Annotated in this window: 12 protein-coding genes; 10 read left to right on the top strand and 2 right to left on the bottom strand. The window is 63.7% G+C overall.

Annotation, left to right across the window (positions count from 1 at the left end):
• The first annotated feature begins 14 nt into the window (after positions 1 to 14).
• From VJ673_RS20460 to VJ673_RS20415, 10 genes are all read left to right on the top strand, one after another.
• The gene (locus tag VJ673_RS20460; protein WP_324128014.1) at positions 15 to 794 is read left to right on the top strand and encodes an enoyl-CoA hydratase/isomerase family protein; all 780 of its coding nucleotides are present in this window, start codon (positions 15 to 17) and stop codon (positions 792 to 794) included.
• A 176-nt stretch (positions 795 to 970) separates the two neighbouring features.
• A complete protein-coding gene (gene had, locus VJ673_RS20455) occupies positions 971 to 2,038 on the top strand; it encodes a 6-hydroxycyclohex-1-ene-1-carbonyl-CoA dehydrogenase (RefSeq protein ID WP_324128013.1) in 1,068 nt (355 codons plus the stop codon).
• A 37-nt stretch (positions 2,039 to 2,075) separates the two neighbouring features.
• Positions 2,076 to 3,206 carry a 6-oxocyclohex-1-ene-1-carbonyl-CoA hydratase gene (oah, locus tag VJ673_RS20450; protein ID WP_324128012.1) on the top strand — a complete coding sequence of 377 codons (1,131 nt, stop codon included), beginning with the start codon at positions 2,076 to 2,078 and terminating at the stop codon, positions 3,204 to 3,206.
• Between the two features lie 125 nt (positions 3,207 to 3,331).
• Positions 3,332 to 4,108: an SDR family NAD(P)-dependent oxidoreductase gene (locus VJ673_RS20445; protein WP_324128011.1), complete on the top strand. Its 777-nt coding sequence runs from the start codon at positions 3,332 to 3,334 to the stop codon at positions 4,106 to 4,108.
• Between the two features lie 50 nt (positions 4,109 to 4,158).
• Complete coding sequence (locus VJ673_RS20440) at positions 4,159 to 5,760, top strand: benzoate-CoA ligase family protein (protein WP_324128010.1); 1,602 nt, start codon at positions 4,159 to 4,161, stop codon at positions 5,758 to 5,760.
• Between the two features lie 59 nt (positions 5,761 to 5,819).
• On the top strand, positions 5,820 to 7,007 hold the full coding sequence (locus tag VJ673_RS20435; protein ID WP_324128009.1) for an ABC transporter substrate-binding protein: 1,188 nt from the start codon (positions 5,820 to 5,822) through the stop codon (positions 7,005 to 7,007).
• A gap of 175 nt (positions 7,008 to 7,182) precedes the next feature.
• Positions 7,183 to 8,043: a branched-chain amino acid ABC transporter permease gene (locus VJ673_RS20430; RefSeq protein WP_414635677.1), complete on the top strand. Its 861-nt coding sequence runs from the start codon at positions 7,183 to 7,185 to the stop codon at positions 8,041 to 8,043.
• A 2-nt stretch (positions 8,044 to 8,045) separates the two neighbouring features.
• The gene (locus VJ673_RS20425; protein WP_324128008.1) at positions 8,046 to 9,035 is read left to right on the top strand and encodes a branched-chain amino acid ABC transporter permease; all 990 of its coding nucleotides are present in this window, start codon (positions 8,046 to 8,048) and stop codon (positions 9,033 to 9,035) included.
• Positions 9,028 to 9,798, top strand: coding sequence for an ABC transporter ATP-binding protein (locus VJ673_RS20420; protein ID WP_324128007.1), 771 nt, complete (start codon positions 9,028 to 9,030; stop codon positions 9,796 to 9,798). The genes VJ673_RS20425 and VJ673_RS20420 overlap by 8 nt, the downstream gene beginning before the upstream one ends.
• Positions 9,791 to 10,507: an ABC transporter ATP-binding protein gene (locus VJ673_RS20415; RefSeq protein ID WP_324128006.1), complete on the top strand. Its 717-nt coding sequence runs from the start codon at positions 9,791 to 9,793 to the stop codon at positions 10,505 to 10,507. Before VJ673_RS20420 ends, VJ673_RS20415 begins: the two co-directional genes overlap by 8 nt.
• An 88-nt stretch (positions 10,508 to 10,595) precedes the next feature.
• Here VJ673_RS20415 and VJ673_RS20410 read toward each other — a convergent pair whose 3' ends face one another.
• Both VJ673_RS20410 and VJ673_RS20405 read right to left on the bottom strand, forming a co-directional pair.
• The gene (locus tag VJ673_RS20410; RefSeq protein ID WP_324128005.1) at positions 10,596 to 13,232 is read right to left on the bottom strand and encodes a cadherin-like domain-containing protein; all 2,637 of its coding nucleotides are present in this window, start codon (positions 13,230 to 13,232) and stop codon (positions 10,596 to 10,598) included.
• A gap of 63 nt (positions 13,233 to 13,295) precedes the next feature.
• The coding region (locus tag VJ673_RS20405; protein ID WP_324128004.1) for a PilZ domain-containing protein at positions 13,296 to 13,589 on the bottom strand (294 nt) is incomplete at its 5' end.

Below are 13,589 nucleotides of genomic sequence, written 5' to 3'. Positions count from 1 at the left end.
AGGGGAGATACGAGATGAGTAGTGCGCAATTCCAGTTCATCACTTACGGCGTGGCCGACGGCCTGGCGACGCTGACGATCAACCGCCCGCCGTTCAACGTCCTCGACATCCCGACGATGGAGGAGATGAACGTCGCGCTGGATCAGTGTCTTGCGGACAACAGCGTGAAGCTGCTGATGATCACCGGCGCGGGTGAGAAGGCCTTTTCGGCTGGGGTCGAGGTGGCGGATCACACGCCGGACAAGGTCGATCGGATGATCGAGGTGTTCCACGGGATCTTCCGGCGCATGCAGCAGCTGCAGATTCCGACGCTGGCCGCGGTGAATGGCGTGGCGTTGGGGGGCGGGATGGAAGTGGCAATCGCGTGCGACATGCTCGTTGCGGCGGCGAATGCGAAGTTCGGTCAGCCGGAGATTAAGTTGGCGGTGTTTCCGCCGATCGCGGCGGTGTTGTTGCCGCGGCTGGTGCCGCCGGCTCGTGCGCTGGAGCTGCTGCTCGGTGGCGAGAACATCGGTGCGGACGAGGCGAAGGCGATCGGGTTGGTGAATCGGGTGTTTGCGAAGGAGACCTTTGCGGCAGATGTGCAGGGGTTTGTTGCTCCGTTCCTGGGGCTGAGCCGTGCGGCGCTGGCGAGTACTCGGAAGACGATTCGTGCGGTGGCGGACAAGCCGTTTGGGGCTGCGCTCGATACCGCGGAGAACATCTACCTGAAGGAACTGATGAATACCGATGACGCGAAGGAGGGGCTGGCTGCCTTTCTGGAGAAGCGGAAGCCGGTTTGGCGGAACAGTTGATTTGAGGCCCGTGGCGGTGGCCCGCTCCCGCCGAGGCGTGTTCCGCGCCTCGTTGGCGCAAGCGGACGCCTCGGCACGAAACACGCCTCGACGGGAGCTGCCGCGCGGCTTCTCGTGAATCGTGCGGAAAATGACCTTGTTGTTGTGCGAATTAATAGAACAGTGGGAGACGAAGCGTGATTCCTGAATTCATCGATACCTGGCAAATGACCGAGCCGGGCAAGTTGCAGAAGACCCGCGTTCCGATGCCCGAGCTGCAACCGGGCGACGTCGTGGTGAAGATCGCCGGCTGCGGCGTCTGCCATACCGACCTGTCGTATTTCTACATGGGCGTGCCGACGGTTCAGAAGCCCCCGCTGTCGCTGGGACATGAGATCTCCGGGGTCGTGATCGGCGGCGAAGCGTCGATGATCGGTAAGGAAGTGATCGTGCCGGCCGTCATCCCCTGCGGGGAGTGCGAGCTGTGCAAGACCGGCCGCGGCAACCGCTGTCTTTCGCAGAAGATGCCGGGCAATTCGATGGGCATCTACGGCGGCTACTCGAGCCACATCGTCGCGCAGTCGAAGTATCTGTGCGTGGTCGAGAATCGCGGCAGCACGCCGCTGGAGCACCTCGCGGTGGTCGCCGATGCGGTGACGACGCCTTACCAGGCCGCGGTGCGTGCCGACCTGAAGAAGGACGATCTGGTGATCGTCATCGGCGCCGCGGGCGGGGTCGGCAGCTTCATGGTGCAGACCGCGAAGGGCATGGGCGCGAAGGCGGTGATCGGCATCGACATCAACGAGGAAAAGCTCGTGATGATGCAGGACTTCGGGGCTGACTTCGTCATCAACCCGAAGGACAAGAGCGCGAAGGACGTCAAGGAGCTCTTCAAGGGCTTCTGCAAGGAGCGCGGCCTGCCGTCGAACTACGGCTGGAAGATCTTCGAGGTTACGGGGAGCAAGCCCGGCCAGGAGCTGGCGCTGTCGCTGTTGTCCTTCACCGGCAAGCTCGTGATCGTCGGCTACGGCACGGCTGAGACGAGCTACATGCTGTCGAAGCTGATGGCCTTCGATGCCGAGATCATCGGCACCTGGGGCTGCCCGCCGGACCGCTATGCGGCCGTGCGCGACATGTGCCTGGATGGCCGCATCAAGCTCGGGCCTTTCGTCGAAACGCGCCCGATGAGCCAGATCGAACAGGTGTTCGACGAGGCGCACCACGGAAAACTCAAGCGCCGCGTCATCCTGACGCCGGATTTCTGATTAAGCACCTCTCATTAGAAGATACAGGAGACATCTCATGGCACTCGACTGGCTGCGCCGCGATAACGGCATCAAGGATCACGCCCTGCTCGGAGAAGAGCATTTCGGAACCGAAGCGCCTTCGGTGATCTTCGAGAAGCGCCCGGTGACCGACCCGCAGGGGAATCAGGTTCCCGGTCTGTACTCGGCATGGATCACCCTGAACAACCCGACGCAGTACAACTCCTACACCACCGAGATGGTGAAGGCCGTGATCGCCGGCTTCCAGCGGGCGTCGTCGGACCGCTCGGTCGTCGCGGCGGTCTTCACCGCAGTCGGCGACAAGGCCTTCTGCACCGGCGGCAACACTTCAGAATACGCCGCGTACTACTCGAAGCGCCCGAACGAGTACGGCGAGTACATGGACCTGTTCAATGCCATGGTCGATGGCATCCTGGGCTGCAAGAAGCCGGTGATCTGCCGCGTGAATGGCATGCGCGTCGGCGGCGGCCAGGAAATCGGCATGGCGACGGACCTGACGATCACGTCGGACATGGCGGTGTTCGGCCAGGCCGGCCCGAAGCACGGCAGCGCGCCGGATGGCGGCTCGACGGACTTCCTGCCGTGGATGCTGAACATGGAAGACGCGATGTACAACTGCATCTCGTGCGAGCCGTGGAGCGCGTACAAGATGAAGGCGAAGAACCTGGTCACGAAGGTCGTCCCGGTGCTGAAGAAGGACGGCCAGTGGGTCCGCAACCCGCTGGTGCGCACCGATGCCTACGTCGATGACGGCGAGCTGGTGTATGGCGAGCCGGTCTCCCCGGAGCAGGTCAAGGCCGCGAAGGAGCTCATCGCCCAATGCACGACCGACTTCTCGAAGCTCGACGAAGCGGTCAATGCGCTGGTGTGGAAATTCACCAACCTGTTCCCGCACTGCCTCGTCAAGACGATCGAAGGCATCCGCGGCAAGAAGAAGTTCTTCTGGGACCAGCTCAAGGTCGCCAACCGTCACTGGCTGGCCGCGAACATGAACCACGAGGCTTACCTGGGCTTCACGGCGTTCGACAGCAAGAAGCAGACGGGCAAGGACGTCATCGACTTCATCAAGTATCGCCAGCTGATCGCTGAAGGCGCGATGTTCGACGAGAACTTCGCCGAGCAAGTGCTGGGCAAGCCGAAGGCCTGACGCCGCGGTGCATTCAGTTTCATAAAGTCTCTCCCTTCCCGGGGTGGCGGATGCGGCGTTGGCCGTTTTCCTCCCACCCCGGCCTTTTCTGAAGAGGGGGCAATTTGCAGTTCAGCGGCGGCGCAATGGCCGCCATGCAGCAGAAGGGGACTGACATGCAGTTGAAGGACAAGGTTGCAGTCGTAACCGGGGCAGGGCAGGGCATCGGCGCAGCGGTTGCGAAGGCCTACGCGCGCGAGGGAGCGAAGGTTGCGGTGATCGATCTGGACCAGGCGACCGCGGACCGCGTGGCCGGGCAGATCGTCGAGGCCGGCGGGCAGGCGATCGGTGTGGCGTGCAACGTCGCGGATCGCGCTCAGGTCGACGCGATGGCCGCGAAGGTCAATGCCGAATGGGGACGCATCGACATCCTCGTCAATAACGCCGGCATCACGCGCACGGCGATGCTCAACAAGATGACGTCCGACCAATGGCAACAGGTGCTCGCGGTCCATCTGACCGGCGCATTCAACTGCGTGCAGGCCGTGGTCGGCGGGATGATCGAGCGCCAGTACGGCCGCATCATCTATGTGACTTCCACTGCCGGCGTGCTGGGCACGATCGGGCAGATCAATTACAGCGCGGCCAAGGCCGGCATCCTCGGGATGACGAAGAGCACCGCCAAGGAGCTCGCGCGCTACAACATCACGGCGAACGCGATCGCGCCAGGGGCGGCGACGCCGATGACCGAGACGATCCGCACCGATGATCGCTTCAAGGAGAAATACCTCGACCGCATTCCGCTCGGACGCTGGGCGGAGCCCGAGGAGATCACGCCGGTGTTCGTGTTCTTCGCGTCGGACGCGTCGAGCTACGTCACGGGGCAGGTACTGGCGGCCGATGGCGGGATGACGATCCACTGATATTTCCGCAGCGCCGCGCCAGATAGAACCATAGGTAGAGGGAGGAGAAAATGGCAGAACTCAGCGTAGCGGATCAAAGTGTCAGTCCTCCGCGAATCACCATCCCGCGCGAATACAACGCGGCGTATGACCTGATGGAGCGCAACCTGCGCGCGGGGCGGGGTGGCAAGACGGCGGTGATCGACCAGTCGGGCAGCTACACCTATGCGCAGCTTGCGGAACGCGTCGATCGCTTCGCTCATGCGCTTGGCGAACTCGGCATCCGGATGGAGGAGCGGGTGCTGCTGTGCCTGCTCGATACGGTCGATTTCCCGACCGCATTCCTCGGCTGCATCAAGGCCGGCGTTGTGCCGATTCCCGTCAATACGCTGCTCACGGCGTCCGACTATGCGTACATGCTGCGCGACAGTCGCGCGCGGGCGCTGATCATATCGTCGGCGTTGTTGCCCGCGTTCGCGGCTGGCATCGAGGGGAGCCCATTCGTCAAGAATGTCGTCGTGTCGGGCGGTGACGCGGGGACCCGCGGCGGCCACCTCGACTTCGCCGAGCTCGTCGCGTCGCCGCGTCCGCCTTTCGAGCCTGCGCCGACCTGTGCGGACGATCCGTGCTTCTGGCTGTACTCCTCGGGCTCGACCGGCGCACCGAAAGGGACCGTGCATCTGCATTCGAGCCTGATCACCACGGCTGAACTCTACGCGCAGCCGATTCTCGGCGTACGCGAGGACGATGTGGTGTTCTCCGCGGCAAAGCTCTTCTTCGCGTATGGACTGGGCAACGGTTTGACCTTTCCGTTCTCGGTCGGTGCGACCGCGGTGCTGATGGCCGAGCGTCCGACGCCGCAGGCGGTCTTCCGCGTGCTGCGCGAGCATCAGCCGACCATCTACTGCGGTGTGCCGACGCTATACGCTTCGATGCTGGCGAGTCCGGAGCTGCCAGCGCGCGAGGAGCTCTCCATCCGTCGCTGTGCCTCGGCAGGCGAGGCCTTGCCGGCAGAGGTGGGTAAGCGCTGGACCGAGCATTTCGGCGTTGAGATCCTCGACGGGCTCGGATCAACCGAGATGCTGCATATCTTCCTGTCTAACCGCGCTGGCGAGGTGCATTACGGCACGAGTGGCAAGCCGGTGCCGGGCTACGAACTGCGCCTGATCGGTGACGACGGCGAGGAAGTTGCGCCGGGCGAGCCGGGCGAGCTGCAGGTGCGCGGGCCGACGAGCGCAGCCCTGTACTGGAACAACCGTCCGAAGAGTCGCGAGACCTTCGTCGGACAGTGGACGCGCAGCGGCGACAAGTATACGCAGGACGCGGAGGGCAACTACGTTTATGCCGGCCGCAACGACGACATGCTCAAGGTCGGCGGCATCTATGTCTCACCGATCGAGGTCGAGTCGGCGTTGATTACTCATCCGGCCGTGCTCGAGGCCGCGGTGGTGGGCAAGGCCGATGACGACGGACTGATCAAGCCGCTCGCTTTCGTCGTGCTCAAGCCGGGCCAGGGGCCGTCGGAAAGCCTCGCGGCGGAATTGAAGCTGCATGTGAAATCGAAGCTCGCGCCGTACAAGTACCCGCGCTGGCTCGAATTCGTCGACGAGTTGCCGAAGACGGCGACCGGCAAGATCCAGCGATTCAAACTGAGGTCCTTGTCGATGGCGTAGAACCCGTAGCACAACCAGAACCAGAGCCGCACAAGCGGCCGTTCACTGGAGGAGTGAAGATGAAGCAAGGTTTCAATCGCCGTGATTTCCTGCTGTCCAGCGCGGGCCTTGTTGGAGGTCTTGCCCTGCCTTCGGCGCCGCTCTTCGCGCAGTCCGCGAAGAAGATCCGCGTCGGGCTGATGCTGCCTTACACGGGGACTTATGCCTCGTTGGGGACCGCCATCACCAACGGCTTCAAGCTTGCCGTCGATCAGGCGGGGGGCAAGCTGGGCGGACGGGAGATCGAGTATTTCACCGTGGACGACGAGTCCGATCCGGCCAAGGCGCCGGAAAACGCGAACAAGCTCGTCAAGCGCGACAATGTCGACCTCCTGATCGGCACCGTCCACTCCGGCGTCGCGCTCGCCATGACGCGCGTCGCCCGTGAAAACAATACCTTGCTGATCGTGCCGAACGCCGGCGCAGATGAGATCACGGGACCGCTCTGTGCGCCGAACATCTTTCGCACGTCTTTCTCCGCGTGGCAGCCCGCCTACGCGATGGGGCAGGTGATGGCGGATCGCAAGCACAAGAACGTCGTCACCTTGAGCTGGAAGTACGCCTTCGGCGAACAGTCGGTCGCGGGCTTCAAGGAGGCCTTCGAGAAGGCAGGGGGCAAGGTCGTGAAGGAGATGTATTTGCCCTTCCCGAACGTCGAGTTCCAGCCTTATCTCACCGAAATCGCCGCGCTGAAGCCCGATGCCGTGTTCGTGTTCTTCGCAGGCGGCGGGGCGGTCAAGTTCGTGAAGGACTATGACGCGGCGGGATTGAAGAAGAGCATTCCGCTGTACGGCTCGGGCTTCCTCACCGACGGCACGCTCGAGGCTCAAGGGGAGTCGGCCGACGGCATCATGACGACGCTGCATTACGCGGACGGGCTGGATATCGCGAAGGACAAGGCCTTCCGCACCGCGTATGCGATGGCCTTCAAGAGCCAGCCCGACGTGTACGCGGTGCAAGGCTATGACGCAGCGCAGCTGTTCGCGGCGGGTCTGGCGGCGGTAGGGGGCGATGTGGGCAAGCGCGGCGAACTCGTCAAGGCCATGGAATCGGCGACGATCGACAGCCCGCGCGGGCGTTTCACCTTGTCGAAGGCCCACAACCCGGTGCAGGACATCTACCTGAGAAAGGTCGAGGCGAAGCAGAACAAAGTGGTGACTGTCGCTGCGAAGGCACTCGCAGATCCGGCGCGCGGCTGCCGAATGTAAGGGTCAGGGAAACGGCGGGGCGCGTTCGCCGCGTCCATTACACAGGGGGTGGGCGCGTTCACGCGGGTCCGGCCCCGTCGGCACCCTACACGGCGCGGTAGCGGCGCGTGCGTTCGCGCGCGTCGTCCGCGGCTGCACTCGCACCGGGGCGCGCCTGCGCTCCAAGGACATCGCCATGGAAACATTCCTGATCCAGCTGCTGAACGCGCTGCAGTACGGCTTGCTGTTGTTTCTCGTCGCAAGCGGACTGACGCTGATCTTCGGCATCATGGGCATCATCAACCTCGCGCACGGTAGCTTCTACATGATGGGCGCCTACATGGCGTTCTCGCTGACCGCGCTCACCGATAACCTCTTGATCGCCGTCGTACTCGGCGTGGCGTTGAGCGCGCTGATCGGCTTCCTGCTCGAATGGGCGCTCTTCAGCAGGCTCTACAAGCGTGACCATCTCGACCAGGTGCTGCTGACCTACGGCCTGATCCTGATGTTCGAGGAAGTCCGCAGCATGATCGTCGGCGACGAGGTGCACGGCGTCGGCATCCCCGAGCTGCTGTCGGCGTCGATCCCGCTCAACGACACGCTGAGCTATCCCGTGTATCGGCTCTTCATCTCCGGCGTGTGCATCGCGCTGGCGCTGCTGATGTACTGGCTGATCCGCTTCACGCGGCTCGGCATGATGATCCGCGCGGGGAGTTCCAACCGCGAGATGGTGCAGGCGCTAGGCATCAACATCGATCTGATCTATCGCATCGTGTTCGGCCTCGGCGTCACGCTCGCGGCTTTCGCAGGAATGCTCGCGGCGCCGGTGTCCTCGGTCTATCCGGGGATGGGCAACCAGGTGCTGATCATCTGCTTCGTCGTCGTCGTGATCGGCGGCGTCGGATCGGTGTGGGGCGCGCTCGTCGCCGCCATCCTGATCGGACTCGCGGACACTTTCGGCAAGGTGATCGTGCCCGACTACGCGGGCCTTTCCGTCTATGTGCTGATGGCTGCGGTGCTGCTATGGCGGCCCGAAGGCATCTTCCGGAGGATCTGACGATGCCCCGCATTACACCTGCTGCTGCAAAGAAAGCGCGGAACTACCTTCCGCTGATTCTGCTCGTGCTGGCGCTGTTCCCGGTGTTCGGCTCGAGCTACTACAACGAGTTGCTTGCGAAGATCATGATCATGACGATCTTCGCGATGAGCCTGGACCTGCTCGTCGGCTTCACTGGGCTCGTGAGCTTCGGGCACGCCGCCTTCTTCGGTGTTGCCGCCTACAGCGTCGTGCTGCTGTCGCCGAAGTACGATCCGGCGAGCCTGTGGCTGGTGCTGCCTGCTGCGGTGCTCACCGGCGCCGCGGTCGCCTTCGTCGTGGGGCTCTTCGTACTGAGGACGAAGGGCATCTACTTCATCATGGTGACGCTCGCCTTCGCGCAGATGATCTACTTCGTCTTCCACGATTCGCCGCTCGGCGGCGGCTCGGACGGGGTGTTCCTCAACGTGAAGCCGGAACTGCGGATCGGCGAGACGCTGCTGCTCGATCTCGGTTCGCCGATGCACTTCTACTACGTCGTGCTCGCGGCGCTCGTCGTCTGCTACGTGTTCCTGCGCGTGCTGCTGCGCTCGCCGCTGGGGCATGCGCTGGCGGGCATCAAGAGCAACGAGCACCGCATGTTGTCGCTGGGTTTTCCGGTGTTCCTCTACAAGCTCGCGGGCTTCGTCACCGCGGGCGGGCTGGCGGGGCTGGCCGGATTCCTGTCGGCCTGCCAGTTCGGCTTCGTGACGCCTGAGATCATGTCCTGGCACCAGTCCGGCAACGTCTTGCTGATGGTGATCCTCGGGGGCCTCGGGACGCTCAATGGCGCGGCGATCGGTGCGTTTGCCTTCGTCGTGCTGCAGGAAGTGTTCTCGGCGGTGACCAAGCACTGGCAATTCCTGATGGGCGCGGTGATCGTCACGGTGGTGATGGCGCTGCCCGGCGGGTTGTCCAGCTTGCCGCGCCGCCTGAAGGGTCTGTTGATCGGCGGAGGGAACCAGAATGGCTGAATCGGCGGATCTCGTACTATCGGCACGCGGCCTGTCGCGCCGTTTCGGCGGACTCTTCGCCAACAAGGACGTCTCGCTCGATCTGCATCGCGGCAAGCTACATGCCGTGCTTGGTCCGAACGGGGCCGGCAAGTCGACGCTCATCAACCTGCTTTCCGGCGACCTGCCGCCTTCCGAAGGGCAGATCGAGTACCGTGGCCAGGATATTTCCGGCTGGAGTCCCGACAAGCGCTCGCGTGCCGGCATCGGCCGCAGCTACCAGCGGACCAACATCTTCCCGGGCTTCACCGTGTTCGAGAACTGCCGCCTCGCCGCGCAGTCGCGTGCGCCACGGGCACTGCGAATCCTGTCGAAGGCCGTGTCGTACGTGGACCTGCGCGACACGGCGGACCGGGCGCTGCAGCAAGCGGGGCTCGCCGAACGGCGCGACGTCGTCGCCGGCACGCTGAGCCACGGCGAGCAGCGTCAGCTCGAGATCGCGATGGTGCTCGCGACCGCGCCCTCAGTGTTGCTGCTGGACGAACCGCTCGCCGGCATGGGCCCGGAGGAATCGCAGGCGATGGTCGCGCTGCTGAAGAAGCTTGCGCCGGATCACGCGATCCTGCTCGTCGAGCACGACATGGATGCGGTGTTCGCGGTTGCCGACGTGATCACCGTGATGGTGACCGGACAGGTACTCGAAAGCGGTCCGCCGGAGCAGATCCGCGAAAGCATCGCGGTGCAGGAAGCCTATTTGGGCGCGGGGGAGGGCGATGATGAGTGAAGTGCTTCTGGAAGCCGAAGGGCTGCATACCTTCTACGGCAGCAGCCACATCCTGCACGGCATCGACTTCTCCGTGCGCCGCGGCGAGACGCTCGGCCTGATGGGCCGCAACGGCATGGGCAAGACCACGCTGATCCGCAGCCTGCTCGGTCACGTCCGCCCCAGGCACGGCCGCGTCGTCGTGCGCGGCAAGACGATGACCGGCGCCGCACCCTACCTCGTCGCGCGCAAGGGCATCGCCTACGTGCCGGAGGGGCGCGGCATCTTCCCGAACCTGTCGGTGCGCGAGAACCTGATCATGGCGGCGAAGCCCGGCGTCGATGGTCGGCGCGACTGGACCTACGAGCGCGTGCTCGACACCTTCCCGCGGCTGGGCGAGCGGCTGACGAATGGAGGCGGCCAGCTATCCGGTGGCGAGCAGCAGATGCTCACGATCGGGCGCGCACTGATGACGAACCCGGATCTGCTGATTCTCGACGAGGCGACCGAGGGCTTGGCGCCGCTGATCGCGAAGGAGATTTGGTACATCGTCAGACAGATCCGGGCGACCGGTATTGCGACGATCGTCATCGATAAGAATCATGCGGCGGTGACGTCGATTTCGGATCGGAATGTGATTTTGGTGAAGGGCAAGGTTGCGTGCGAGGCGACGAGTGAGGAGTTGCGGGCGCAGCCGGAAGTGTTGCACAAGCATCTGGGGGTGAGCTGAGGCTTTCGCTAATCGGGCTGCAGGGGGAAGAAAAAAGCCCAGCGTCACCGCTGGGCTTTTGTTTTGCTTCGTGCTTCAGAAGCAGATTTCAGATGAACTGGAAATCGTTCTGGTCGATAGTGGTCCCGATCGCGACGGTCGCGAATTGCACTGCGTCGGTATGACTACCTCCGTTGGCATCATATGACAGCGTGCCGGTTGATGCGTCGTACAGAACGTTGGCGCCGAACCCTTGTCCGCCGCTGAAAACGGTGTCGTCGAGCTGGATCTTGTCGATGGCGTGAGTGAAATCCTTGAGGGCATCAACGTTGGTCGATGCATTCAGGGCCGTGTCGAAGACGAAGAAGTCGTTTCCGAGGTTCCCATAAAGCACGTCATTGCCTTCACCTCCATGGATGGAGTCGTTGCTATTTTGGCCGAATACGATGTCATCGCCGGCGCCCGCTAGAATTGTGTCGCTGTTCCCGCCGGCATAGTAAGCAGCGTCCCCAGCCGTCGCCACCAGCGTTTCCCCGCCATTGCTGCCGGTAATGATCGTGAAGTCCTCGGAATAGTCCTGCTGCCCGGCTTGGGCGACCGTGACCCCGAAGGTATAGGTTGTCGAGGCTGCAAGACCGCTAGCGCCAGCGCTAAGGGAGCCGCTTGAGGACAGGGTGAAAGCGCTGGCATTGACGCCGCTCAGTGTGAATGTGTGAGCGGCGGAGCCACCATCAGGATCTGTGTAGGCGAAGTGTCCGATAGGGCTGCTGGCTCCCGGTAGGCTGTTACCGGTAGGCGCCGATTCGACAACGAGCTTGAGATCGGTTGCAGCGACGCCATCATCTACCGCAGCAAGCGTGGTGCTCTGGGCGGCGGCGATGCTGCCGCCGTGGCCATCGACGACGATGTAGCTCAGTTTCAGCAGGCCGTTGTAGTCGGCGGCGGGGGTGATCGTGAAGCTACCGTCGGAGTTGGCGGCGACGGCGCCATGGTCGGCGGTGAGGCCGGACACGGCAAGCGTGTCTCCATCGACGTCGCTGAAGCCCTGAAGCAGCTGAGCGGCGGAGACGGTGTAGGCAGTGTCCTCGGTGCCGGCGTCGAGCACGGCAGTCGCGCTGCCGGTGGGCGCGTCGTTGACCGCGGCCACGGTATAGCTTTGGGTGGCGTCGGCGCTGCCGCCCTCGCCGTCGATGACCCTGTAGTTCAACGTCATCGTGCCGTTGAAGTTGGCGCTCGGCGTGACGGTGTAGGTGCCGTCGCCGTTGTCGGTGACGCTGCCGTCGCTGGCGGAGAGGCCCGAGACGCTCAGCACCTGGCCGTTGCTGGCGACATCGGCGTCGCTGAAGCCCTGGAGCAGCTGAGCGGCGCTGACGGTGTAGGCGGTGTCCTCGGTGCCGGCGTCGAGTACGGCAGTCGCGCTGCCGGTGGGCGCGTCGTTGACCGCGGCCACGGTATAGCTTTGGGTGGCGTCGGCGCTGCCGCCCTCGCCGTCGATGACGCTGTAGCTCAGCGTCATCGTGCCGTTGAAGTTGGCGCTCGGCGTGACGGTGTAGGTGCCGTCGCCGTTGTCGGTGACGCTGCCGTCGCTGGCGGAGAGGCCCGAGACGCTCAGCACCTGGCCGTTACTGGCGACATCGACGTCGCTGAAGCCTTCGAGCAGCTGGGCGGCGCTGACGGTGTAGGCAGTGTCCTCGGTGCCACCGGCAAGTGCGGCGGTGGCCGTGCCGGTGGGCGCATCGTTGACCGCGGCCACGGTATAGCTTTGAGTGGCGTCGGCGCTACCGCCCTCGCCGTCGATGACGCTGTAGCTCAGCGTCATCGTGCCGTTGAAGTTGGCGCTCGGCGTGACGGTGTAGGTGCCGTCGCCGTTGTCGGTGACGCTGCCGTCGCTCGCGGAGAGGCCCGAGACGCTCAGCACCTGGCCGTTACTGGCGACATCGACGTCGCTGAAGCCTTCGAGCAGTTGGGCAGCGCTGACGGTGTAGGCAGTGTCCTCGGTGCCGCTGGCAAGTGCGGCGGTGGCCGTGCCGGTGGGCGCATCGTTGACCGCCGCGAGCGTGAAGCTCTGCGTGGCAGCGACGCTGCCACCGTTGCCGTCGACGACCTCGTAGGTAAGCTTCAGCGTGCCGTTGTAGTCGGCCGCCGGGGTGATCGTGAAGCTGCCGTCGGCGTTGGCGCTGACAGTGCCGTAATCGGCAGTGAGGCCCGAGACGGCGAGCGTGTCGCCGTCGACGTCGCTGAAGCCGGCGAGCAGGTCGGCGGCACTGACGGTGTAGGCCGTGTCTTCGGAGCCGTCGATGAGTGTCGCCTGCGTGCCCGTGAGCGCGGGCCCGTCGTTGGCCCCCGCGATGTTCACCGTCACGGTCGCGTAGCTGAGGGTGCCGTTGGCGAGCCGAATCGCGTAGACGAAGGAGTCGGAATAGGTTTCGTCTGCGGCAACGGAATTGACGTTGAAGTCGTCGGCGAACTTGAATTCGATCTTGCCGCAGTTGATGCGGATCTGATTGCCGTCCGCGGTGGTTTCCCAAGCGCTGACCATGGACTTGCCGACATCGGTGCTGAGCAGGTCTTTCAGTGCACTGTCACTGTCTTCGACGGAATACAGCGTCTTGGCTTTTCCGCCGAGGTCGTTCGACATGACATCCAGAAAGATCGAACCGGTCGGGTCGAGGCTGTCTTCCTGGAATCCGTAGACGTCGTCGGTGGCCTGAGGGGTGTTCGTGTAAGACACGGAGCTGGTAGCCATTTTTATTTCCTCCCTTGATGGGCTCGAAAACGAGCCCCGGTTGTTCCTGCGTTCTTTGACGTCTTACGACGCCGATTCGAGTTGCGAGTCCTGCATTTTTATTGCCAGCCCGATTCGATTCGCATGCCGTTCAACACGAACGACCTGGCCATGACACTTCAGCGCGAACGCGCGGCCCCCGACGTCGAGTTCCACCGTGACGTCTACCTCGCTGCCGAGCTGCTCTTCGCTGCAAATCTCGAAGAACAAACCCGTGGCGCTGATGTTCACGGTTGCCCCCCCGACACCGTTCGCACCGCTCAGCGGCAGCGCGATCTGTTCGCGGGGCTCGGATCTAAGTTCTTTTTCCATGCGCTT

The sequence above is a fragment of the Aromatoleum sp. genome, assembly GCF_035254505.1.
Classification (GTDB): Bacteria; Pseudomonadota; Gammaproteobacteria; order Burkholderiales; family Rhodocyclaceae; genus Aromatoleum.
This window is presented reverse-complemented; position numbering and strand designations above follow the sequence as displayed.